The 17,758-nt window shown below is 74.8% G+C and carries 14 protein-coding genes; 5 read left to right on the forward strand and 9 right to left on the reverse strand.

Annotation, left to right across the window (positions count from 1 at the left end; genetic code table 11):
* The first annotated feature begins 99 nt into the window (after window positions 1–99).
* From AB0I79_RS53925 to AB0I79_RS53935, 3 genes are all read left to right on the forward strand, one after another.
* Window positions 100–2,904: a LuxR family transcriptional regulator gene (locus tag AB0I79_RS53925; protein ID WP_357891982.1), complete on the forward strand. Its 2,805-nt coding sequence runs from the start codon at window positions 100–102 to the stop codon at window positions 2,902–2,904.
* A 109-nt stretch (window positions 2,905–3,013) separates the two neighbouring features.
* Window positions 3,014–6,370: an AAA family ATPase gene (locus AB0I79_RS53930; protein ID WP_357891985.1), complete on the forward strand. Its 3,357-nt coding sequence runs from the start codon at window positions 3,014–3,016 to the stop codon at window positions 6,368–6,370.
* Complete coding sequence (locus tag AB0I79_RS53935; RefSeq protein WP_357891988.1) at window positions 6,367–6,627, forward strand: helix-turn-helix transcriptional regulator; 261 nt, start codon at window positions 6,367–6,369, stop codon at window positions 6,625–6,627. Before AB0I79_RS53930 ends, AB0I79_RS53935 begins: the two co-directional genes overlap by 4 nt.
* Window positions 6,628–6,672: 45 nt before the next feature.
* On the opposite strand, the gene AB0I79_RS53940 is transcribed toward AB0I79_RS53935, so the two are convergent.
* The 6 genes from AB0I79_RS53940 to AB0I79_RS53965 form a co-directional block, all read right to left on the reverse strand.
* A complete protein-coding gene (locus AB0I79_RS53940) occupies window positions 6,673–8,079 on the reverse strand; it encodes a DHA2 family efflux MFS transporter permease subunit (RefSeq protein ID WP_357891991.1) in 1,407 nt (468 codons plus the stop codon).
* A gap of 5 nt (window positions 8,080–8,084) precedes the next feature.
* Window positions 8,085–9,023 (reverse strand): NAD(P)/FAD-dependent oxidoreductase, encoded by a 939-nt coding sequence (locus AB0I79_RS53945; RefSeq protein ID WP_357891994.1) that lies wholly within the window; start codon window positions 9,021–9,023, stop codon window positions 8,085–8,087.
* A gap of 75 nt (window positions 9,024–9,098) precedes the next feature.
* Window positions 9,099–9,764, reverse strand: coding sequence for a response regulator transcription factor (locus AB0I79_RS53950; RefSeq protein ID WP_357891997.1), 666 nt, complete (start codon window positions 9,762–9,764; stop codon window positions 9,099–9,101).
* The gene (locus tag AB0I79_RS53955; RefSeq protein ID WP_357892000.1) at window positions 9,761–10,930 is read right to left on the reverse strand and encodes a histidine kinase; all 1,170 of its coding nucleotides are present in this window, start codon (window positions 10,928–10,930) and stop codon (window positions 9,761–9,763) included. Before AB0I79_RS53955 ends, AB0I79_RS53950 begins: the two co-directional genes overlap by 4 nt.
* 82 nt (window positions 10,931–11,012) lie before the next feature.
* Window positions 11,013–11,447 carry a hypothetical protein gene (locus tag AB0I79_RS53960; protein WP_357892003.1) on the reverse strand — a complete coding sequence of 145 codons (435 nt, stop codon included), beginning with the start codon at window positions 11,445–11,447 and terminating at the stop codon, window positions 11,013–11,015.
* Between the two features lie 234 nt (window positions 11,448–11,681).
* Complete coding sequence (locus AB0I79_RS53965; RefSeq protein WP_357892006.1) at window positions 11,682–12,518, reverse strand: NAD(P)-binding domain-containing protein; 837 nt, start codon at window positions 12,516–12,518, stop codon at window positions 11,682–11,684.
* Between the two features lie 52 nt (window positions 12,519–12,570).
* Between AB0I79_RS53965 and AB0I79_RS53970 the strand changes: the two genes are divergently transcribed.
* The gene (locus AB0I79_RS53970; protein ID WP_357892009.1) at window positions 12,571–12,930 is read left to right on the forward strand and encodes a MerR family transcriptional regulator; all 360 of its coding nucleotides are present in this window, start codon (window positions 12,571–12,573) and stop codon (window positions 12,928–12,930) included.
* Window positions 12,931–13,059: 129 nt separating this feature from the next.
* Here AB0I79_RS53970 and AB0I79_RS53975 read toward each other — a convergent pair whose 3' ends face one another.
* Window positions 13,060–15,159 (reverse strand): alpha/beta hydrolase-fold protein, encoded by a 2,100-nt coding sequence (locus AB0I79_RS53975; RefSeq protein ID WP_357892012.1) that lies wholly within the window; start codon window positions 15,157–15,159, stop codon window positions 13,060–13,062.
* Window positions 15,160–15,450: 291 nt separating this feature from the next.
* Between AB0I79_RS53975 and AB0I79_RS53980 the strand changes: the two genes are divergently transcribed.
* On the forward strand, window positions 15,451–16,836 hold the full coding sequence (locus AB0I79_RS53980) for an MFS transporter (RefSeq protein ID WP_357892015.1): 1,386 nt from the start codon (window positions 15,451–15,453) through the stop codon (window positions 16,834–16,836).
* A 13-nt stretch (window positions 16,837–16,849) separates the two neighbouring features.
* Here AB0I79_RS53980 and AB0I79_RS53985 read toward each other — a convergent pair whose 3' ends face one another.
* Both AB0I79_RS53985 and AB0I79_RS53990 read right to left on the reverse strand, forming a co-directional pair.
* The gene (locus AB0I79_RS53985; protein ID WP_357892018.1) at window positions 16,850–17,278 is read right to left on the reverse strand and encodes a nuclear transport factor 2 family protein; all 429 of its coding nucleotides are present in this window, start codon (window positions 17,276–17,278) and stop codon (window positions 16,850–16,852) included.
* A gap of 299 nt (window positions 17,279–17,577) precedes the next feature.
* Window positions 17,578–17,742 (reverse strand): hypothetical protein, encoded by a 165-nt coding sequence (locus AB0I79_RS53990; RefSeq protein WP_357892021.1) that lies wholly within the window; start codon window positions 17,740–17,742, stop codon window positions 17,578–17,580.
* Window positions 17,743–17,758 lie beyond the last annotated feature (16 nt).

Here is a 17,758-nt window from a genome sequence, read left to right on the forward strand (position 1 = left end):
GTACGGTTCCTTGCATCTGATGAGCGATTCCCGCGTCAGACGGAAGGGGGGCGCGTGGCCGGAGATGCGGGGCACCCGCCGGCACGCGCAGGGAGCCCGATGCTCGTCGGGCGGGCGGCGCAGCTCCAGGTGCTGGCCGACCTGCTGGACGAGGCCACGCGGCACCGCGGCGGCGCCCTGGTGGTGCGGGGCGAGGCCGGGATCGGCAAGTCCGCGCTGTGGGGCGAGGCCTGCGCGCTGGCCGGGGAGCGCGGCATGCGGGTGCTGACCACCACGGGCGTGCAGGCCGAGGTGGAGCTGCCGTACGCCGGGATCGGCCACCTGTTCCGCCGGCTGCCGGAGCTCGGCATGGAGATCAGCCCGGGGCCTGGCACGGAGATCGGCTCTGCGCCCGGCACGGAGATCGGCTCGGCGCCCGGCACGGAGCCTGGCAAGGAGATCGGCGCAGGGCCCGGCACGGAGCTTGGCAGGGAATCCGGCCGGAAGCTGGGCGCGGTGGAGGGCGAGTCGCCGTTCCGGGTCGGGGTCGAGGTGCTCGACCTGCTCTCCCGCCTGGACGAGCCGGTCCTGCTGGCCGTGGAGGACGCCCACTGGCTGGACCGGGCGAGCTGGGAGGTGCTCACCTTCGTCGCCCGGCGGCTGGAGTCCGACCCCGTCGCGCTCGTGCTGACGGCCCGCGACGGCGAGGACGTCGACCGGCTCCTCGCCGCCGCCTCGCTGCCGGAGCTGCCGCTGGAGCCGCTCGACGCGGCGTCCGCCGGCGCCCTGCTCGACCAGGTCGCGCCCGGGCTCGCGCCCGCCCTGCGCGATCGGGTGCTCGCCGTGTCGGCGGGCAACCCTCTCGGGCTGGTCGAGCTCGGCGGGCTGGCCGCCCGCTCCGGCGGCGCCGCGCTGCTGACCTCACGCCTGCCGCTGAGCACCCGGGTGGAGCGCACGTTCGCCGGGCTGGTCGGCGAGCTGCCCGCGGCCACGCGCGCCCTGCTGCTCGTGGCCGCGCTGGACGACGGCGACGACCTCGACGAGGTGCTCGCGGCGGCGTCCCGGCTCGAAGAGCGGCCTGTCACGGCCGACGACCTGGAGCCGGCCGTGGTCAGCCGGCTGGTCGGCGTGGACGAGCAGTACCGGTTGCGCTTCCGGCACCCGCTGCTGCGCTCGGCCCTGCGGCAGTCGGCGAGCCCGGCACGGCGCAGGCGGGCACACGCCTGCCTGGCGGCCGTCGTGGCCGGCGACGACCGGCGGGTGTGGCATCGCGCCGCCGCCGCGTCCGGCCCGGACGAGGCGCTGGCCGCGGACCTGGCGGCCATGGCCACCCGCGACCGCCACCTGCGGGCCGCCGCGGCCGCGCTGGCCGCCATGGAGCGGGCCGCGCAGCTCAGCGAGGACCCGCAGAAGCGCGGCAGCCGGCTGTTGTGGGCCGCCGCGATGGCCGACGAGCAGGGCGACACCGAGTCGGTCCGCCGCCTGCTGGGGCTGGTGGACGAGTCCCGGCTGCGCCCGGCGGAGCGGGCGAGGCTGGCCTGGTTCCGCGAGGTGTATCTCGGCACCGGCTGGAGCGGCAACACGCGGCTGCGCGTCTACAACGAGCTCATCGACACCATGCGGACCGCCGGCGACGTCCAGCTCACCCTGGAGTCGCTGACCAACATCAGCCTGCGGTTCTACTGGTCCAACCCCGACGACGACACCCGGATGGAGTTCGTGCGCGTCGCGGAGCTGATCGACGCGCCGCAGGACGACGTCCTGGTGATGTGCGCGCTGGCCCAGGTCGCGCCGGTCGAGCGCGGAGCGGCCTGCCTGGAGAGGCTGGCGGCGCTGCGCTACGACGTGGACCTCACCCCTGGCCAGCGCTACCAGCTCGGCCTGGCGGCGTCGGCGCTCGGGGCGTACGAGCTGTCGAACGCGTTCCTGACGCCGGGCGTCACCGAGGCGCGGACGCACGGCAGGGTCGGCATGCTGACGCAGGCCCTGGTGAGCCTCGCCTACAACGCGGCCGCGGCCGGCGACACCCGGGCGACCGTGGCCACCGCCACCGAGGCCATGGCGCTGGCCACGGAGACCCGCCATCCGACGTGGGAGCTGCAGGCCCGGCTGCAGCTCGGCCAGGCGGAGGCGCTGCGCGGCAACAACGAGGCCGCCGACGAGATCGCGGACGCCGCCGAGAAGATCATCTTCTCGGCGGGCATGCATCCGATGCTGGCGCTGACGCAGCGCATCCGCGGTGTCAACGCGCTGGCCGCAGGCCGGTTCGAAGAGGCGTTCTGGCACCTGTACCGGGTGTTCGACCCGGGCGACGTCGCCTACCACCCGTACGTGCGCTTCACCCTCGTCGGGCACCTGGCCGAGGCGGCGGCGCACTGCGGCGCGCTCGACGAGCTCCGCGCCGTGGTGGCCGAGCTGACCCCGATCGCGGAGCGGAGCCGCTCACCCGTCCTCCTCACGGGGCTGCGTCACGCCGGGGCCGTCCCGGCCGACGACGCGGCGGCGTACGAGGCCGCGCTCGCCGCGGACCTGCGTGACTGGCCGTTCGAGCGGGCCCGGCTGCAGCTCACGTACGGCGGCTGGCTGCGCAGGCGGCGCCAGGCGGCGCAGGCACGGCCGCTGCTGCGCGCCGCGGCCGCCGCGTTCGACGCGCTCGGAGCGGCCCCGTGGGCCGAACGGGCCAGGACCGAGCTGCGCGCCACCGGCGAGTCCCGCCGCAAGCCTATCGACGCCATCGACGCGCTGACGCCGCAGGAGCAGCAGATCGCGCGGCTGGCGGCCGACGGGCTGAGCAACCGCGAGATCGCCGAGCGGCTGTTCCTGTCGCCGCGCACGGTCACCACCCATCTCTACCGGATCTATCCGAAGGTGGGGGTCAAGTCGCGCGGCGAGCTCGCCGCGATGATGGCCGAACGGCCGTTCTGACCCGCCGGGCGGCAGCATTACGTACTCCTACGTACGCTGACCTGCCGCCACCACTCATACGGTTTTCAACCATCAGGGGGGTTGGAAACGCGGTGGGAGGCGATGGCGGGTGCTGGGCAAGGCGAGCCTCGATCTGCTGGAGAACGTGAGCGGGCGCTCCGGGGAGCCCCAGGTCCTGGGCGGCGTCGACGGCCTGCCCGGCGGCTTCCACCGCCCTGGCACGAAGGCCGCCGGGCTGCTGGGCCACGACGCCGCACTCCTCGGCTCTGAGGCCGGGTCCCTCGGCTCTGAGGCCGGGCCCCTCGGCTCTGAGGCCGGGCCCCTCGCCTCCGAGGCCAGACTGCTCGGCTCGGAGGCCAGGCCGCTGGGCTCTGAGTCCGGGCTGCCCGGCGTTGGGGCCAGGCCGATCGTCCCCGAGGCCGGGCCGCTCGGCCGCAAGGCTGGAGCGTTCGGCCTCGGCGCCGGACTGCTCGACCTCAGGGCTGGACTGCGCGGTTTCGAGGCGGGACTGCTGGGTGCCAGGGCCGGGCTGCTGGGCCGCCGGGTCGAGTGCGAGGCGCTCGACCGGCTGCTGACCGACGTGCGCGCCGGCCGGAGCCGGGCGCTGGTGGTGCGCGGCGAGGCGGGCGTGGGCAAGTCGGCGCTGCTGGAGCACCTGACCGCGAGGGCATCCGGCTGCCGCGTGGTGCGCGCCGCGGGGGTGCAGTCGGAGGCGGAGGTGGCGTTCGCGGCGCTGTACTCGCTCTGCGTGCCGCTGCTCGACCTGCTCGACGCCCTGCCGGAGCCGCAGCGCGCCGCGCTCGGCACGGCGTTCGGATGGCAGGAGGGGCCGGCGCCGGATCGGCTGGTCCTCAGCCTGGCCGTTCTGAGCCTGCTCGCGGCGGCGGCCGAGGAACGCCCGCTGGTGTGCGTGATCGACGACGCCCAGTGGCTGGATCACGCCTCGGCGCAGGTGCTCGCCTTCGTCGCGCGCCGGCTGCTCGCCGAATCGGTGGCCTGCGTGTTCGCGCTCCGCGACACCGACGAGGCGGACGAACTGCCGGGGCCGGCGGACAGACCGTCCGGGCTGACGGACAGGCCGTCGGGGTCGGCGGGCCTGCTGTCCGGGCTGCCGGACAGGCTGTCCGGGCCGGCGGGCCTGCTGTCCGGGCTGCCGGTGATGGACGTGGTGGGCCTGCCCGCCGACGACGCCCATGCGCTGCTGCGCTCGATGGTGCCCGGCCCGCTGGACGAGCAGGTCACGGACCGGCTGATCGCCGAGGCCCGGGGCAACCCGCTGGCGCTGCTGGAGCTGGTGCACGCGTTCACCCGCCCCGAGCAGGCCGGCGGATACGGGCTCCTGGCAACACGGACGCCGGCCGGCGGATACGGGCTCCCGGCAACACGGACGCTTGCCGGGATATACGGGCTCCCGGCAACGCCGACGCTGGCCGGCGGGTACGAGCTGCCCGCCGCGCGGATGTTGCCGGGCCGGATCGAGGACGGCTTGCGGCGGCAGCTCGGCCGCCTGCCCAGGCCCACCCGGCGGCTGCTGCTGCTGGCGGCCGCCGAACCGCTCGGCGATCCGGCGCTGCTGTGGCGGGCGGCCGCCCGGCTCGGCCTGGGCATGGCGGCGCTCGGGGAGGCCGGCGACCTGATCGCCCTCGGGGTGCGGGTACGCTTCCGGCACCCGCTGCTGCGCTCGGCGATCTACCAGGCGGCCCTGCCGGAGGAACGACGCCAGGCGCACCAGGCGCTGGCCGAGGCGACCGACGCCGACGCCGCCCCGGACCGGCGCGCCTGGCACCGCGCGCACGCCACCAGGCAACCGGACGAGCAGGTCGCCGCGGAGCTCGAACGCACGGCCGCCCGCGCGCAGGCACGTGGCGGGCTGGCAGCCGTCGCCGCCTTCCTGGACCGGGCGGCCGCCCTCACCCCCGACCTCCGCCGCCGGGCCGGACGCGCCCTGGCCGCCGCCCGCGCCCACCACCTGGCCGGCGCCTCAGAACCGGCCCTGACGCTCCTGGCCTCGGCCGACGCCGGACCGCCGGACGAGCTGCGGCTCGCCCGAGCCGAACTCCTGCGCGCCGAGATCGCGATCACCTCGGCCCCCGGCAGTTCCACCGCGCCGATGCTGCTCTCCGCCGCCAAGCGGTTGGAGCCGCTGGATGCCGCGCTGGCCCGCGACGCCTACCTGCACGCCCTGTCCGCGGAGATCCGCACCCTCCCGGACGAGGGCCGCGGCCTGCCGGCCGTCGCGGCGGCCACCCGCACGGCCCCGCCTCCACCCGCCGTCCCCCGAGCCGCGGACCTCCTGCTCGACGCCCTGACCCGCCACCTCACCCAGGACGCCCGCAGCGCGGCACCGGCGATGCGCCGGGCCCTGGCCGCCTTCCTGAGCGAGGACCTCCCCGACGCGGAGCGGCTGCGGTGGTCCTGGGCCGCCCACACGGTCGCCGTGACTCTGTGGGACGACAGGTCGGGCCACGAGCTGGCGGACCGCAACGTCCGGCTCGTCCGCGAGACCGGCGCGCTCGCCCTGCTGCCCCTGGCGTTGCACACCCGGCTCCTCCTGCTCACCTTCGAGGGCAGGCTGGACGAGGCGGCGTCCGTGCACGAGGAGATCCACGCCCTCACCACCGCGACCGGCGTCCGTCCCGGCCTGCCCGGGCCGGCGGGCGGCGCGCTCGTCCTGGCCGCCTGGCAGGGGCGGCAGGCCGAGGCGGAACACCTGGCCGGCACCCTGGCGAGCGAGGCGGCGGCGCACGACGAGGGCGCCACCGTGGCGCTCGCCCAGTGGCTGAGAGCCGTGCTCCACAACGGCCTCGGCCAGTACGAGCAGGCCCGGACGGCCGCCGCGCGCGCCTGCGCCCACCACCCCGCGCCGGGCGCGGCCGCGCACTGGGCGCCGGCCGAGCTCGTCGAGGCCGCCGTGCACAGCGGCGAGCGCGACCTCGCCGCCCGGGCACTCGACCGGCTCGTCGCCACCACGCAGGCGAGCGGCACCGACTGGGCCCTCGGGATCGAGGCCCGATCACGGGCGCTGCTCAGCGAGGGCGCCGAGGCCGACAGCCTCTTCCGCGAGGCGATCGACCGGCTCGGCCGCACCCGCATGCGCGCCGACCTGGCCCGCGCCCATCTGCTCCACGGCGCGTGGCTGCGCCGCGAGGGCCGCGCGGCCGACGCGCGGCAGCCGTTGCACACCGCCTGCGAGCTGTTCACGGCGATGGGCATGGCAGGGTTCGCCGGCCGGGCGGAACGCGAGCTGCTGGCCGCCGGCGAGCCGTCACGCAGGACCACGGCCGAGCCCGCCGGCCGGCTCACCCCGCACGAGACGCAGATCGTGCGGCTGGTCCGCGAGGGCCTGACGAACAAGGAGATCGCCGGCCGCCTGTTCGTCAGCCCGAAGACCGTCGAGTACCACCTCGGCAAGGTCTTCGCCAAGCTGGGCATCGCCTCCCGCCGCCAGCTCGGGCGGTTGTCGTGACCGGCGCGCTGGACTACCGGTGGCGGCTGCGGGAGGTCATGGCCGCCCGCGGCATGTTCGCCACCACCGACCTGCGCCCGCTGCTGGCCGAGCGCGGCGTCGACCTGTCGGCGAGCCAGGTGTACCGGCTGGTGGCGGAGAAGCCGGAGCGGCTCAGCCTCCGTACGCTGATGGCGCTGCTGGACATCCTGGGCTGCACCATGGAGGACCTGATCGAGCCGCTGCCCGCCCGGCGGCGGCGCGCCGGCCGGCGGTGACGGCCAGCGGTGACGGCCGGTGGTGACGGCCGGTGGTGACGGGGCTCAGGGGCGACGGCCCGTCCCGGGCAGCAGCGCCAGCAGCACCACCAGGACGGCAGCGGCCGGGGCGCCCCAGAACAGCACGTCGGGGATCGCCGCGGCGGCCGCCCGCGGGCCGGGGGCGCGGCCCTGGAGCTCGCGGGCGAGCAGGCTGCCGAAGAGCGCCACCCCGAGCGAGAGGCCGAGGCCGCGGGCGGACACCACGGCGGAGGTGGTGGCGGCCAGGTCCGCGGGGGCTGCCGCGTTCTGCGCGACCACCACCAGGTTCTGCATCAGCAGCCCGAAGCCGACGCCCAGCACCGCGATCCCGGCGGCGAACAGGGCGTAGGGCGTGTCGGGGGTGAACCGGCCGAGCAGGGCGAACCCCAGCACCGCGACCGCCGCCCCGGCGATCAGGTAGGGCCTGAACCGGCCGCTCGCGCCGATGCGGGCGCCGGCCAGCGAGGAGACCGCCATGAACGTCAGCACGTACGGGTTGAGCGCCAGGCCCGCCTGGGTGGCGCCCATGCCGTACGCGCCCTGCAGGAACGTCGGCAGGTAGACGATCGAGCCGCCGAGCAGCGCCCCGAGCAGCGCGGCGGCGGGCAGCACCACCCGCAGCGTACGGTCGGCGAACAGCCGCGGCGGCAGCAGCGGGTTGCTCGCCCGCCGTTCCCGCCACACGAACAGGCCCGCCAGCACCACCAGCGCCCCGGCCAGCCCGAGGATCACGCCGGAGTCCCACGCGTACGCGCGACCGCCCCATTCGGCCACCAGCAGCAGGCTCACCGTCGCCCCCGCGATCAGCCCGGCGCCGGCCAGATCCACCTTGCCGTCCCCGCCCGGCCTGGGCAGCCGCAGCGCGAACGCGGCCAGGGCCAGGGCGAGCAGGCCCAGCGGCAGGTTGACGTAGAAGATCCAGCGCCAGCCCCAGGCGTCGGTGATCGCGCCGCCGGCGAGCGGGCCGCCCAGGCTGGCCAGGGCGAACACGCCGCCGGTGAAGCCCTGCACCCTGCCGCGCAGGTGCTGCGGGTACAGCTCCGACAGGGCGATGGTCGGCAGCACGAACAGCGCGCCCGCGCCGATGCCCTGCAGGGTCCTGGCGGCGATGAGCTGGGGCGCCGTCTGGGCCAGGCCGCACAGCGCGGAGCCGGCGACGAAGCCGGCCACCGCCACGAGGAACACCGGGCGCCGGCCGAACCGGTCGCTGATGCGGCCGTACAGGGCGCCGGTCGCGGTGGAGGCCAGCATGTAGGAGGTGACGATCCAGCCGATGGTGTCCATGCCGCCCAGGTCGGCGGCGATGTCGGGCAGCGCGATGGCCACCACGGTCTGGTCAAGGACGGACAGCAGCATGCCGATCAGCAGGCCGGCCGTGGCGAGCGGCACGTTGGCGGCCTTCGCGGGGGCCTGCGGGAGGGTCGTGGACATCGTGCTCAGCCCTTCGCGAACGGGGCGGGCAGGCCGAAGTCGGCGCTCAGCAGGTCCTGGTCGACGGCTCCCGCGGCGAGCGTGCCGGCCGCCGCCGCGCCGACGACCGCGGCCATCGGCATCGGGACGGTGGCCCGTCGTGCCATGTCGCCGGCCGCGTACACGCCCGGGACGCTGGTCCGGCAGAACTCGTCCACCTCCACGCAGCCGTCGGCGAAGCGCGCGCAGCCGAGCCGCTCGGCCAGTCCGGAGCGCTGGCGCGGCACGTTCACGACGAACACCGCGTCCCGTTCCGCCGGCGGGGCGCCTTCGAACACGATCCGCTCCAGCCTGCCGTCCGTGCCTTCCAGGCGGGCGACGGTCTCGCAGCGCACGCCCACGCCGTTCGACGTCAGAGTCGTGTGGAGGGCGGGGTCGAGCACCTGGCCGTCCGTGCAGAGCACGACATCGGCGGCGAAGCGGCTCAGCTGCAGGGCCAGCCGTACGCGGGCCGGCTCCGCGCCGAGCACCGCGACCCGCTTGCCGGTGCACTCGTAGCCGTGGCAGTAAGGGCAGTGGAAGGCCGAGCGGCCCCACAGCGCCTCCACGCCGCGCGGGCCGGGGAGCTCGTCGGCCAGCCCGGTGGCCAGCAGCAGTCGGCGCGCGTCCGCGGTGCCGCCGCCGGACAGCTCCAGGCGGAAGCCGCCTTCCGGAAGGGCGCGGGCGCCCGTGACCGTACCCGTCGTGATCTGTGCCGCCGGGTAGGCGGCCAGTTCCTGGCGGGCGAGCCGGCGCAGCTCGGCGGGCGGGGTGCCGTCGCGGGTCAGGAAGTTGTGCACGTTGCCGGCGCGGGCGTTGCGGCCCTCCCCGGCGTCGATCAGCAGCACCGTGCGGTGGACCCGTCCCAGGGTCAGGGCGGCGGCCATCCCGGCCGGGCCGCCGCCGGTGATGACGGCGTCGTACATGTGTGCCTCCATGAGCGGTGATCGCTGGACGTGGAGGCAAGTCTGCAAGTTAATGTCAACATGAAGTCAAGGGGTTCATCCGCCGGGGCGGACCAGGCCGCTCTCGTAGGCCAGGATGACGAGCTGCACCCTGTCGCGCACGTCCAGCTTGGCGATGGCCCTGGTGATGTGGGTCTTGGCGGTGAGCGGGCTGATGACCAGGCGCTCGGCGATCTCGTTGTTGGACAGGCCGAGCGCCACGAGCTTGACCGCCTCCAGCTCCCGGGAGGTCAGCGCGGCCAGCCGCTGCCCCGCGCCGGGCGAGAGGTCCTGCCGGTGGGCGAACTGCTCGACGACGCGGCGGGTCACGCCCGGTGACAGCAGCGCGTCCCCGGCGGCGACGGCGGCGACCGCCCGGCGCAGCTCGGCCGGCTCGACCTCCTTGGTGAGGAAGCCGCTGGCGCCGGCGCGCAGGGCGGCGAAGACGTGCTCGTCGCTGTCGAACGTGGTCAGGATGATGACCCGGCAGCCGGGAACGGCCTGGCCGGCGACGATGCGGCGGGTGGCGGTGATCCCGTCGGTGCCCGGCATGCGGATGTCCATGAGGATGACGTCGGGGTGGGTGCTCGCGGCCATCCGTACGGCTTCGTCGCCGTCCTGGGCCTCGCCGACGACCGTGATGTCCCTGGACCGGGCCAGCAGGCTGCGGAAGCCGGCCCGTACGAGTGCCTGGTCGTCGGCGAGGAGCACCTTGATCGTCATGCTGCCGAGCCTGCCACAGGGATGTCGGCCCGCACGGCGAAGCCGCCGGGGACCGGCCCCGCGGTGAGCACGCCCCCGAGTGCGCTCACCCGCTCGCGCATGCCGGCCAGCCCGTGGCCCTCGCCTGCCGCCGGAGCGCCACGGCCGTTGTCGGTGACCTCGACGACGACCGAGCCCGGCCGGTAGTCGATCGTCACCTCGGCCCTGCTCGCGCCCGCGTGCTTGAGCGTGTTGGCCAGCGACTCCTGGACGACGCGGTAGATGGCGATGGCGGGCATGGCGGGGACGGCGGCGGGGTCGCCGCGCTCGTCCAGCGTCACCTCCAGCCCGGCTGCGCGGGCGTCCGCGACGAGCGTGCCCAGGCGGGCCAGGTCGGGCTGCGGCGCCGTGTAGCCGGAGTCGTCGCGCAGGGTGGCGATGAGGGAGCGGAGGTCGGCCATCGCCCGGTTCCGCACGTCCTTGGCCAGGCTCAGCGCGGCGGCCGCCGCGGCCGGGTCCCCCTCGTCGAGGGCGTCGGCGGCGACGTTGAGCTGGACGCCGACGACGGCCAGCGTGTGGGCGATGGCGTCGTGGACCTCGTGCGAGACGCGCAGGCGTTCCTCGGCGGCGCGCGCCCGGCCGTCGGTCTCGCGCATCCGCTCGCGGCGGCGCATCGCGGCGGCGTACGTGAGGCCCGCGGCGATCAGGGCCGCCAGGAGCAGGCCCTCCCCCGCGACGTGGATCACGTAGCGGGTCAGGTTCTTGTCCAGGATGATGCGGGCGTCGATCGCGGAGTAGACGAGCTGGGCCACGCCGATGACGGCCACCCAGCGCACGCGGGGCGTGGTGGCGGCGGTGAAGTAGGCGACCGCGACCGGCCAGATCCAGCCGGCAGGAGAGAAGATGCCCGCGACGAGGTGGTAGGCGAACATCCCGCAGACCGACAGCAGCAGCACGGCCATCGGCCAGCGGCGCCTGAACAGCAGGAGCACCCCCAGGAACAGGCCGAGCTGGATCGGCCCGTGCCAGGGAGTCAGGTTCGACAGCCCCTGCGAGCGGCTGTGGATGCCGGTGGCGAGGGCGACCGCGACGAAGAAGACGAGGGTGACGACGGCCAGCGCGACGTCGGTGATCCTGGCCAGGTGCCGGACAGGTGCGGGTTCGCGTCGTGGCGGCGCTTCGGCCATGCGCGGACGCCCTTTCTTCCAGGGGGTGGGGGTACCACCGGGCCGGTGAGGCGCACCGGCCCGGTGGCCGTTCGGATCACTATCAGACGTGCGTGACCAGGAGGGTCACGCCGGCCTCGCCGCCGCAGTCCACGAAGACGGGGCCGACGCCGTTCCCGATCCTGGACGAGAGCGTCCCCTTCGCCAGGAAGCCCTTCGGGTCGTCCCTGATGATGCGGACGTTCTCCAGCACCGGGCGCTCCCTGTCGATCCCCGCGATCACGGCCTTGAGCCCCGTGCCGCCCCCGCAGTGGCCGGTGATCGTCACCTCCTGGCCGCGCTTGGCGGTGGGGTTGGGGCTGACCTGCACCACCGCCCTGGCGCCCTTCGGCGGCTTCGGCGCGGCCACCTGCACCGCGTCGCCGGTGGCGGTTCCGGTGGCGGCGCCCGCCTGGGCGCCGGCCGGCACGCTGACCGACCCGACCAGACCGGCGGTCAGGGTCAGCCCGGCGATCGCGGTGACGACTTTCTTGATCATGGTGATCTCTCCCGATTGCTCGTCAGTCGGCTCGCCGGGAAACGCTAGGCCCGGCCGCCCGGGGAGCGCGTCATCCATCGACCGTCATCTGAGCTTGCACCGTTCGCCGTATCCCTGCACCGGAAGGAGTAGGCGGCGGGCGTGTGACCTCGCCGGCCGCCGCGGACGCGCGACCGGGCGCGGGGAGGACCTGCCAGGGGTTCCTGGAACGCGGGGAGGGACTCGCCAGGGACCCTAGAGCGCGGCGAGGCGGGTGAAGGCCGACTCGCCGTGACCGGCGTCGATCGCCCGTTGCACGGCGGCCCGCGCGGAGCTGAGCACACCGTTGTCGAGGTCGTTCGCGCGGACGGCGTGCAGGACGTGGTCCATGCTCGCCGCCGCCGAGAGCATCGTGGACTCCTCGCCCGGGTAGTGGCCGGCGGTGACGTGCTCGGCGACCACGTCGATCAGGTCCGGGAGCAGCCCGGTCGCCACCTTCACGTAGCCGGCGACGTCGGCAGGGGCGATGTTCTCGGCGGCGGCGAGCCGGAAGGCGTGCACGACCCCGCTCAGCGACGTCCAGAACGCGTCCAGCATGGCCGCGTCGAACCCGGCCGCCCGGCCCGGGTCCGCGCCGAGGTACGTCGCGTTCTCGCCCAGCGCGGCGAGCGTGGGCCGGTGCGCCCGGTAGACGTCTTCGGGCCCGCTGAACAGCAGGGTCGCCTCGGGGCCGCCGACGGCCGCGGGCGCGCCCATGATCAGGCCGTCGAGGTAGCCGATGCCGTGGCCGGCGGCCCACGTGGCCGTCTCGCGAGCCTGCTGGGGCGAGCCGCCGGTCAGGTTGACCACGGTGCGGCCCCTCAGGGCGCCGGCGTCGAGCACCGCCCGTACGGCCCGGTAGTCGAGGACGGACACGACGGTGAGCGGGCCGGCGGCGATCGCCTGGGCGGCGGTCTCGGCGACGGTGGCGTCGAGGCCGCCGGCCTTGCCGGGCGTGCGGTTCCACACGGTGGTGGGGTGGCCGGCGGCGGCGAAGGCGGCGGCCAGCGCGCGCCCCATGGGGCCGAGGCCCAGGACGGTAACGGGTGTCATGCCGGTTAAGCTAAACCTTCACGTTGATGTCAGAGTCAACTCTGGGGCCGGGATGCGGATCGGGGAACTCGCGCGGCGGACAGGCGTCAGCGAGCGCGCGCTGCGGTACTACGAGGAGCAGGGCCTGCTGCGCCCGCGACGGCGGCAGAGCGGCTACCGCGTCTACGGCGACGCCGACGTGGCGGCGGTGCGGCGGATCAGGATCCTGCTCGCGGCCGGGCTGAGCACCATGCAGATCGTCGAGGTGCTGCCGTGCATCGTCGACGACGACGGCCTGCTGGTGCCCGACTGTCCCGAGCTGGTCGGCGAGCTGGAGAAGCAGCGGGAGCGGATCGGCGCGGCCATCGACGAGCTGGCGGCGACCCGCGCCAACCTGGACGCCATCATCGCCAACCGGCGGCAAGCGGGCTGAGGACGCCCGGCCGGCCGCCGGTCCCGCGCCGCATCAGCGCATCACGGCCCGAGACCTGCCCGCTCGGCCCCGCCGCCGGCGCCTCACGGCCCGAGACCGGCCTGTTCCGTCCCCCGCCGCATCAGTGGGTCACCCCGGCACGGTGGCGAGGAAGACGTCGCCGTTGCCGGGGGCGTCGCCGCCCTCCGGCGCCCCGTACGTCAGGCCCGAGACCGCCACCTGGCCCGAAGCCGTCGTGGCCGCGTACAGGTTGGGCTCGGCGAACGGATCGACGGCGTCGTCGCGGGCCGTCCCGAGCTGGGTGGCGGCGCGCTGCTCGCCCCGGGCGTCCAGTCGCAGGGTCAGCACGTCGGCGCCGCCCGCCTGCACCCCGACCCGGCCCCGCGTGTAGCCGGCGACCGCGACCTCGCCGCCGGGCAGCGGGGTGACGGCGGCACCCTCGTCGGCCGACGGCGTGGCGAGCGTGTGCTCCCAGCGCCGCCTGCCCGAGGCGGTGTAGGCGACCGTGAGTGCGTCCCCCGCCGAGACGCCCGTGGCGACGGCCAGGCCCGCCGTGGTGACCGTGACGGCGTTCAGCCGGTCGTCGCCGGCCCCTCCCGTGGTGGCGGCCCAGGTCCTGGCGCCGTCCGTGGAGTAGGCGGCGATCCAGCCGTCCAGGCCGCCGAGGACGGTCGTGCCGGGCAGGGCGGCGGTGGCGCTGCCGGTCAGGTAGACGGTGGTGGCGCCGGCGGCGATGCCGGAGGCCTTGTCCTCGCCGGGGCCGCCGTACTGCCGGATCCACGCCACCTCGCCGCCGGGCGTGAGGCGGGCGGCGATGGCGTCCTTGTCCCCGGCGTTGGGGCCGTCGAGCGCGCCCTTGGTGTAGCCGGCGACGTAGGCGCCGCCGTCGGGGGCGGCGGCCAGGCCGTACAGGCGGTCGGCCGCGCCCGGCGCGCCGAACTGGGTGAGCCAGCGCACCTCGCCGTTGGCGTCGAGCCTGGCCACGAACGCGTCGTCCGTGGCGTTCCCGGCGTGCCGGCCGTCCAGGTCGCCCTTGGTGTAGCCGGCCGCGAGCACGCCCCCGTCGGGCAGGGGCGCGAGGCCGTACAGGCGCTCGTCCGCCGCCGTCCCGAGCTGCCTGGTCCATGTCCCGGTACGGGCCACCACCGCGTCGAGGCGACCGGCGTGCGGCTGCCCGTTCACCGGGCCGGACGCGGCGTACCCGACGGTCAGGGAGCCGTCGGCGTGGGCGGCGACGCCGCCGGCCCAGTCGGTGGCGGGCGTGCCGTGCAGCGGGGCGGGCAGGCCCGTCGGCGGCGTGGTGCTCAGGCCCGGGCCGAGCTCCGCCATGGCCTGCTCGAAGGCGGGCGACCAGACCGTCCAGTCGTGGCCGCCGTCCAGGACGCGGAGCTGGGCGGAGACCGCCGGAGAGCGCCTGACGGCGTTGTACAGGGCGGCGGACTCGAAGTCGAGGTCGTGGCGGGCGTCGGCGGGGTCGGGGTTGGCGTACTCGTCGTCGCCGACCGCCACGAACAGCCGGACGGGCAGGTCCGGGTCCAGTTCGGGGAGCAGGGCGGGATAGTTGAGCTCCCGGTACACCTCGTCCGAGAACTTCGCGCCGTCCTTGCCGAACGCGCCGTAGTCGCGGGCGGAGGAGTCGGCCGGGGGCAGCGGCGTGTAGACGGCGGGGCTGAGCACGGCGGCGGCGCCGAACAGGTCCTGGTGCGCGAGCGCGAACCGCAGCGCTCCCGCGCCGCCCATCGAGTAGCCGCCGACGAGGCGTGCCTGCCTGATCGGCGCCGTCCGGTACGTGGCGTCCACGTGCGCGATCAGGTCCCGGGTCAGCGCCGTCTCCACCGGGCGGCCGGGGAGGTCGCCGCCGGTGTGCCGCGAGTCCACGTACCAGTTGCCGCGCTCGCTCCAGGGGGCGTCCGGCATGACGGCGATGACCGGCGGGATCCGCCTGGTGCGGATCATGTCGTCCAGGGTCGTCTTCACGCGGGTCCACGCCTGCATGGTGTCGCCGCGGCCGTGCAGGAGGTACAGCACGGGATGGCGGGCCTTGTCCCGGTCGTATCGGGCGGGGAGGTAGACGTTGTAGGCGATGTCCTCGCCCAGGGCCGGCGACGGTGCCGAGCCGGCCGCGAGCGTCCCGCCCGCCCGTACGTCCGTCTGACCAGGCAGGGCCGTCAGGATGAGCGCGGCCAGGACGGCCAGGGCGCCGGCGGCGGTCCATCGGGGTAAGGGCATCGGCACTCCTGTAAACGTTTACTGTACGCGCGTGTATTGTTTCGGGAGAGTTTCATGGGATACGCGAAGCGATGTCAACCATGAGATCACGGGGCAGGCCGCCACCACCCTCCAGCCATGGTGACGTACGACGGCCTCTGCGGCGGAAGTTTCACAAGGCCCGGCCCGGCACTGGTGAAACGCAGTGTGATGTACGACACTCTTCCTAGAACTTCGTTTTAGAACGGAGTTCTGGGGGGTTCCCACGTCCGCTGCACCACCGGGAGCACCGACCCGCGGAGGAGTAAGTCCATGGTGAAGGCCGTCACCCGCGAACGCCGCAAACTCGGATCACCACCGCAAGCCGGCATCACCGCGACCGATCCCAACCCGTTCGGGTGGGGGCCGTTCGTCGTGCTGTTCATCGTGGGCATGGTCGATCGCATCGAAGCCAACCTGATGTCCGGCGTCCTGCCCCTGGTGCAGGCCGAATGGGGCTTCAGCGACACGGCGGCCGGATCCATCCCGACCGCCGCGGCGCTGGCCGCCGCCGCCGTGGCGCTGCCCGCCGGCTACCTCGCCGACCGCTACAGCCGTACCAGGATCATCGCGATCGTGGTCCTCTGCTGGGCCCTGGCCACGCTCGGCTCGGGCCTGGCGGCCGGGTTCGCCGTCTTCTACCTCTTCCGGGTCCTGCTCGCCGCCGCGGAGAACATCGACAACCCCGCCACAGGCAGCCTGCTCGCCGACTTCTACCCCGCCGCCACCCGCATGCAGGTGTACGGCTGGACCCGGATGACCACCTACCTCGGCGGCGTGGGCACCCTGCTGGGCGGCGTCATCGGCCAGGCCTTCGGCTGGCGGGCCGCCTTCCTGCTGATGGCGATCCCCGGGGCGCTGACCGCCGTCCTCGTCTGGCGGCTGCGCGAGCCGCAGCGCGGCCAGCTCGACAAGATCATGGCCGCCGCCGTACCCCGGCAGGCGCCCCCGCCCGGCACCATGGAGGCGCCGCCGGCGACCGGCCCCGCTCACGGCGGCACCGCGAAGCCACCCTTCTGGCCCCAGGTCCGCCAGGTCCTGGCCACCCGGACCCTGGTCCGCGTCGCCCTCGGCGTGATGATCCTCACCCTGGGCCTGGGCGGCGTCTACTTCTGGCTGCCGTCCCTCATGGTCCGCGGCTTCGGCATGGAGACCGGCGTCGCCAGCAGCATCAGCGGCGGCGTCACCATCGTGGGCGTGCTCACCGGCACCGTGCTCGGCTCCCACCTCGGCAAGCGGCTGCACGGCCGGGTCAGGGGCGGCCGGCTGCTCGTCGGCGGCGCCGGCATCACCGCCGGCTCGTCCCTGCTCGGCGTCGCCCTGCTGATGAGCTCCCCCGTGGCGATGGTGACCCTGCTGCTGCTCGCCGTCACGGTCTCCGCCACCGCGATCCCCACGTGCACGGCCTGCATCGCCGACGTCGTGGGGGCCAGGTCGAGGGGCGTCGGCTTCGCCGTCCTGCAGTTCCTGCTGACGGTCGGCGCCGCCTTCGGCCCTCTCATCGTCGGCCTGACCTCCGACGCCACCGGGTCCCTCCTCGTCGCCATGTACGCGCTGATCGTGCCCATGGTGCTCGGCGGCCTGGTGGTGCTGACCTCCCGCGGCTCGTACGAGCGGGAGGCGGCCCGCGTCCTCGACGACGCCCGCGATGCCCCCTAGCCGGAAGCCCGGCTCACGCCTCCGGCGGGAACCAGGCCTGCATGTTCTCCGGGTTGATCGGCACCGAGATGTGCTCGTGCGTGATCGTCCACGTGCCGCCCGACCGCCGGCAGCAGACGGTCGATCGCACCCAGATCGAGATCGGGAGCCCGTTCTTGCGGGTGCCGCTGTCCAGGTGGAGCATGTTCACGAACGCCACGTCCGCGTCCGTCGCGATGGTGAGGTCGTGGGTCTCAAGGCTGATGGGGCCGTCGTACTCGTCGAACCACCGCACGAAGTTGCGGCGGACCTCCTCGGTCCCCACGAACTGCAGAGGGGGGACGACATCGTAGTAGACGATGTCGGGAGAGTAGAGCGACATGAGCCGGTCGATGTCCTTGTCCTGGGCCGCCTGAACCCGGCTGTCCAGGAGCGCCCTGACCTCGGAATCGCTGGAAGTCATCGCATCCTCCGTTAAGGATCTGGGCGCGACCGGCTCACCCGGCCGCGCCGCTTGTGGTCTCGGTCCTTCGACGGCGCAGCCCGCGGAAATGTGAGGCGCCCGCACCGCCCGCCTCGCGCGGGCAGGTGGGGCCGGAGCCGGTCTCCAGACGGGTGAGACTTCCGGAACGGGAGTGCGATGGTGCCGCTCCCGCGCGACCTCGGGCCAGGATCGGCCGGTCGTCGCAACGATGCGGCCCATGTCGGGGGCGACGGCCGGACACGGAGGGGAAGGGGAGTTTCGGCGATACGGCCGGCCGGTCAGGACCCTTCGTTCGGGTCGCTCGCGTGGCCCTGCTGCGGCGTCTCCGGCTCGGACGGCCGGGGTGCCTCGCTGGCGATCCGGTGTACCGCGTCGCGCCTGTTCTTGAGGTGCTCGGTGTCGTCCTGCCATTGGACGCTGCGGCGTCGGGATGTCTCAGACATGGCTGCCACCGTAGCG

The sequence above is a fragment of the Nonomuraea sp. NPDC050202 genome (assembly GCF_040656115.1).
Lineage (GTDB): Bacteria > Actinomycetota > Actinomycetes > Streptosporangiales > Streptosporangiaceae > Nonomuraea.

Excerpts from the sequence above, each read along its gene's own strand:
- AB0I79_RS53965 (WP_357892006.1), bottom strand. The coding sequence starts at position 12,518 with ATGACACCCGTTACCGTCCTGGGCCTCGGCCCCATGGGGCGCGCGCTG.
- AB0I79_RS53940 (WP_357891991.1), bottom strand. The coding sequence starts at position 8,079 with ATGTCCACGACCCTCCCGCAGGCCCCCGCGAAGGCCGCCAACGTGCCG.
- AB0I79_RS53960 (WP_357892003.1), bottom strand. The coding sequence starts at position 11,447 with ATGATCAAGAAAGTCGTCACCGCGATCGCCGGGCTGACCCTGACCGCC.
- AB0I79_RS53985 (WP_357892018.1), bottom strand. The coding sequence starts at position 17,278 with ATGACTTCCAGCGATTCCGAGGTCAGGGCGCTCCTGGACAGCCGGGTT.
- AB0I79_RS53990 (WP_357892021.1), bottom strand. The coding sequence starts at position 17,742 with ATGTCTGAGACATCCCGACGCCGCAGCGTCCAATGGCAGGACGACACC.
- AB0I79_RS53980 (WP_357892015.1), top strand. The coding sequence starts at position 15,451 with ATGGTGAAGGCCGTCACCCGCGAACGCCGCAAACTCGGATCACCACCG.
- AB0I79_RS53925 (WP_357891982.1), top strand. The coding sequence starts at position 100 with ATGCTCGTCGGGCGGGCGGCGCAGCTCCAGGTGCTGGCCGACCTGCTG.
- AB0I79_RS53945 (WP_357891994.1), bottom strand. The coding sequence starts at position 9,023 with ATGTACGACGCCGTCATCACCGGCGGCGGCCCGGCCGGGATGGCCGCC.
- AB0I79_RS53975 (WP_357892012.1), bottom strand. The coding sequence starts at position 15,159 with ATGCCCTTACCCCGATGGACCGCCGCCGGCGCCCTGGCCGTCCTGGCC.
- AB0I79_RS53950 (WP_357891997.1), bottom strand. The coding sequence starts at position 9,764 with ATGACGATCAAGGTGCTCCTCGCCGACGACCAGGCACTCGTACGGGCC.
- AB0I79_RS53955 (WP_357892000.1), bottom strand. The coding sequence starts at position 10,930 with ATGGCCGAAGCGCCGCCACGACGCGAACCCGCACCTGTCCGGCACCTG.
- AB0I79_RS53970 (WP_357892009.1), top strand. The coding sequence starts at position 12,571 with ATGCGGATCGGGGAACTCGCGCGGCGGACAGGCGTCAGCGAGCGCGCG.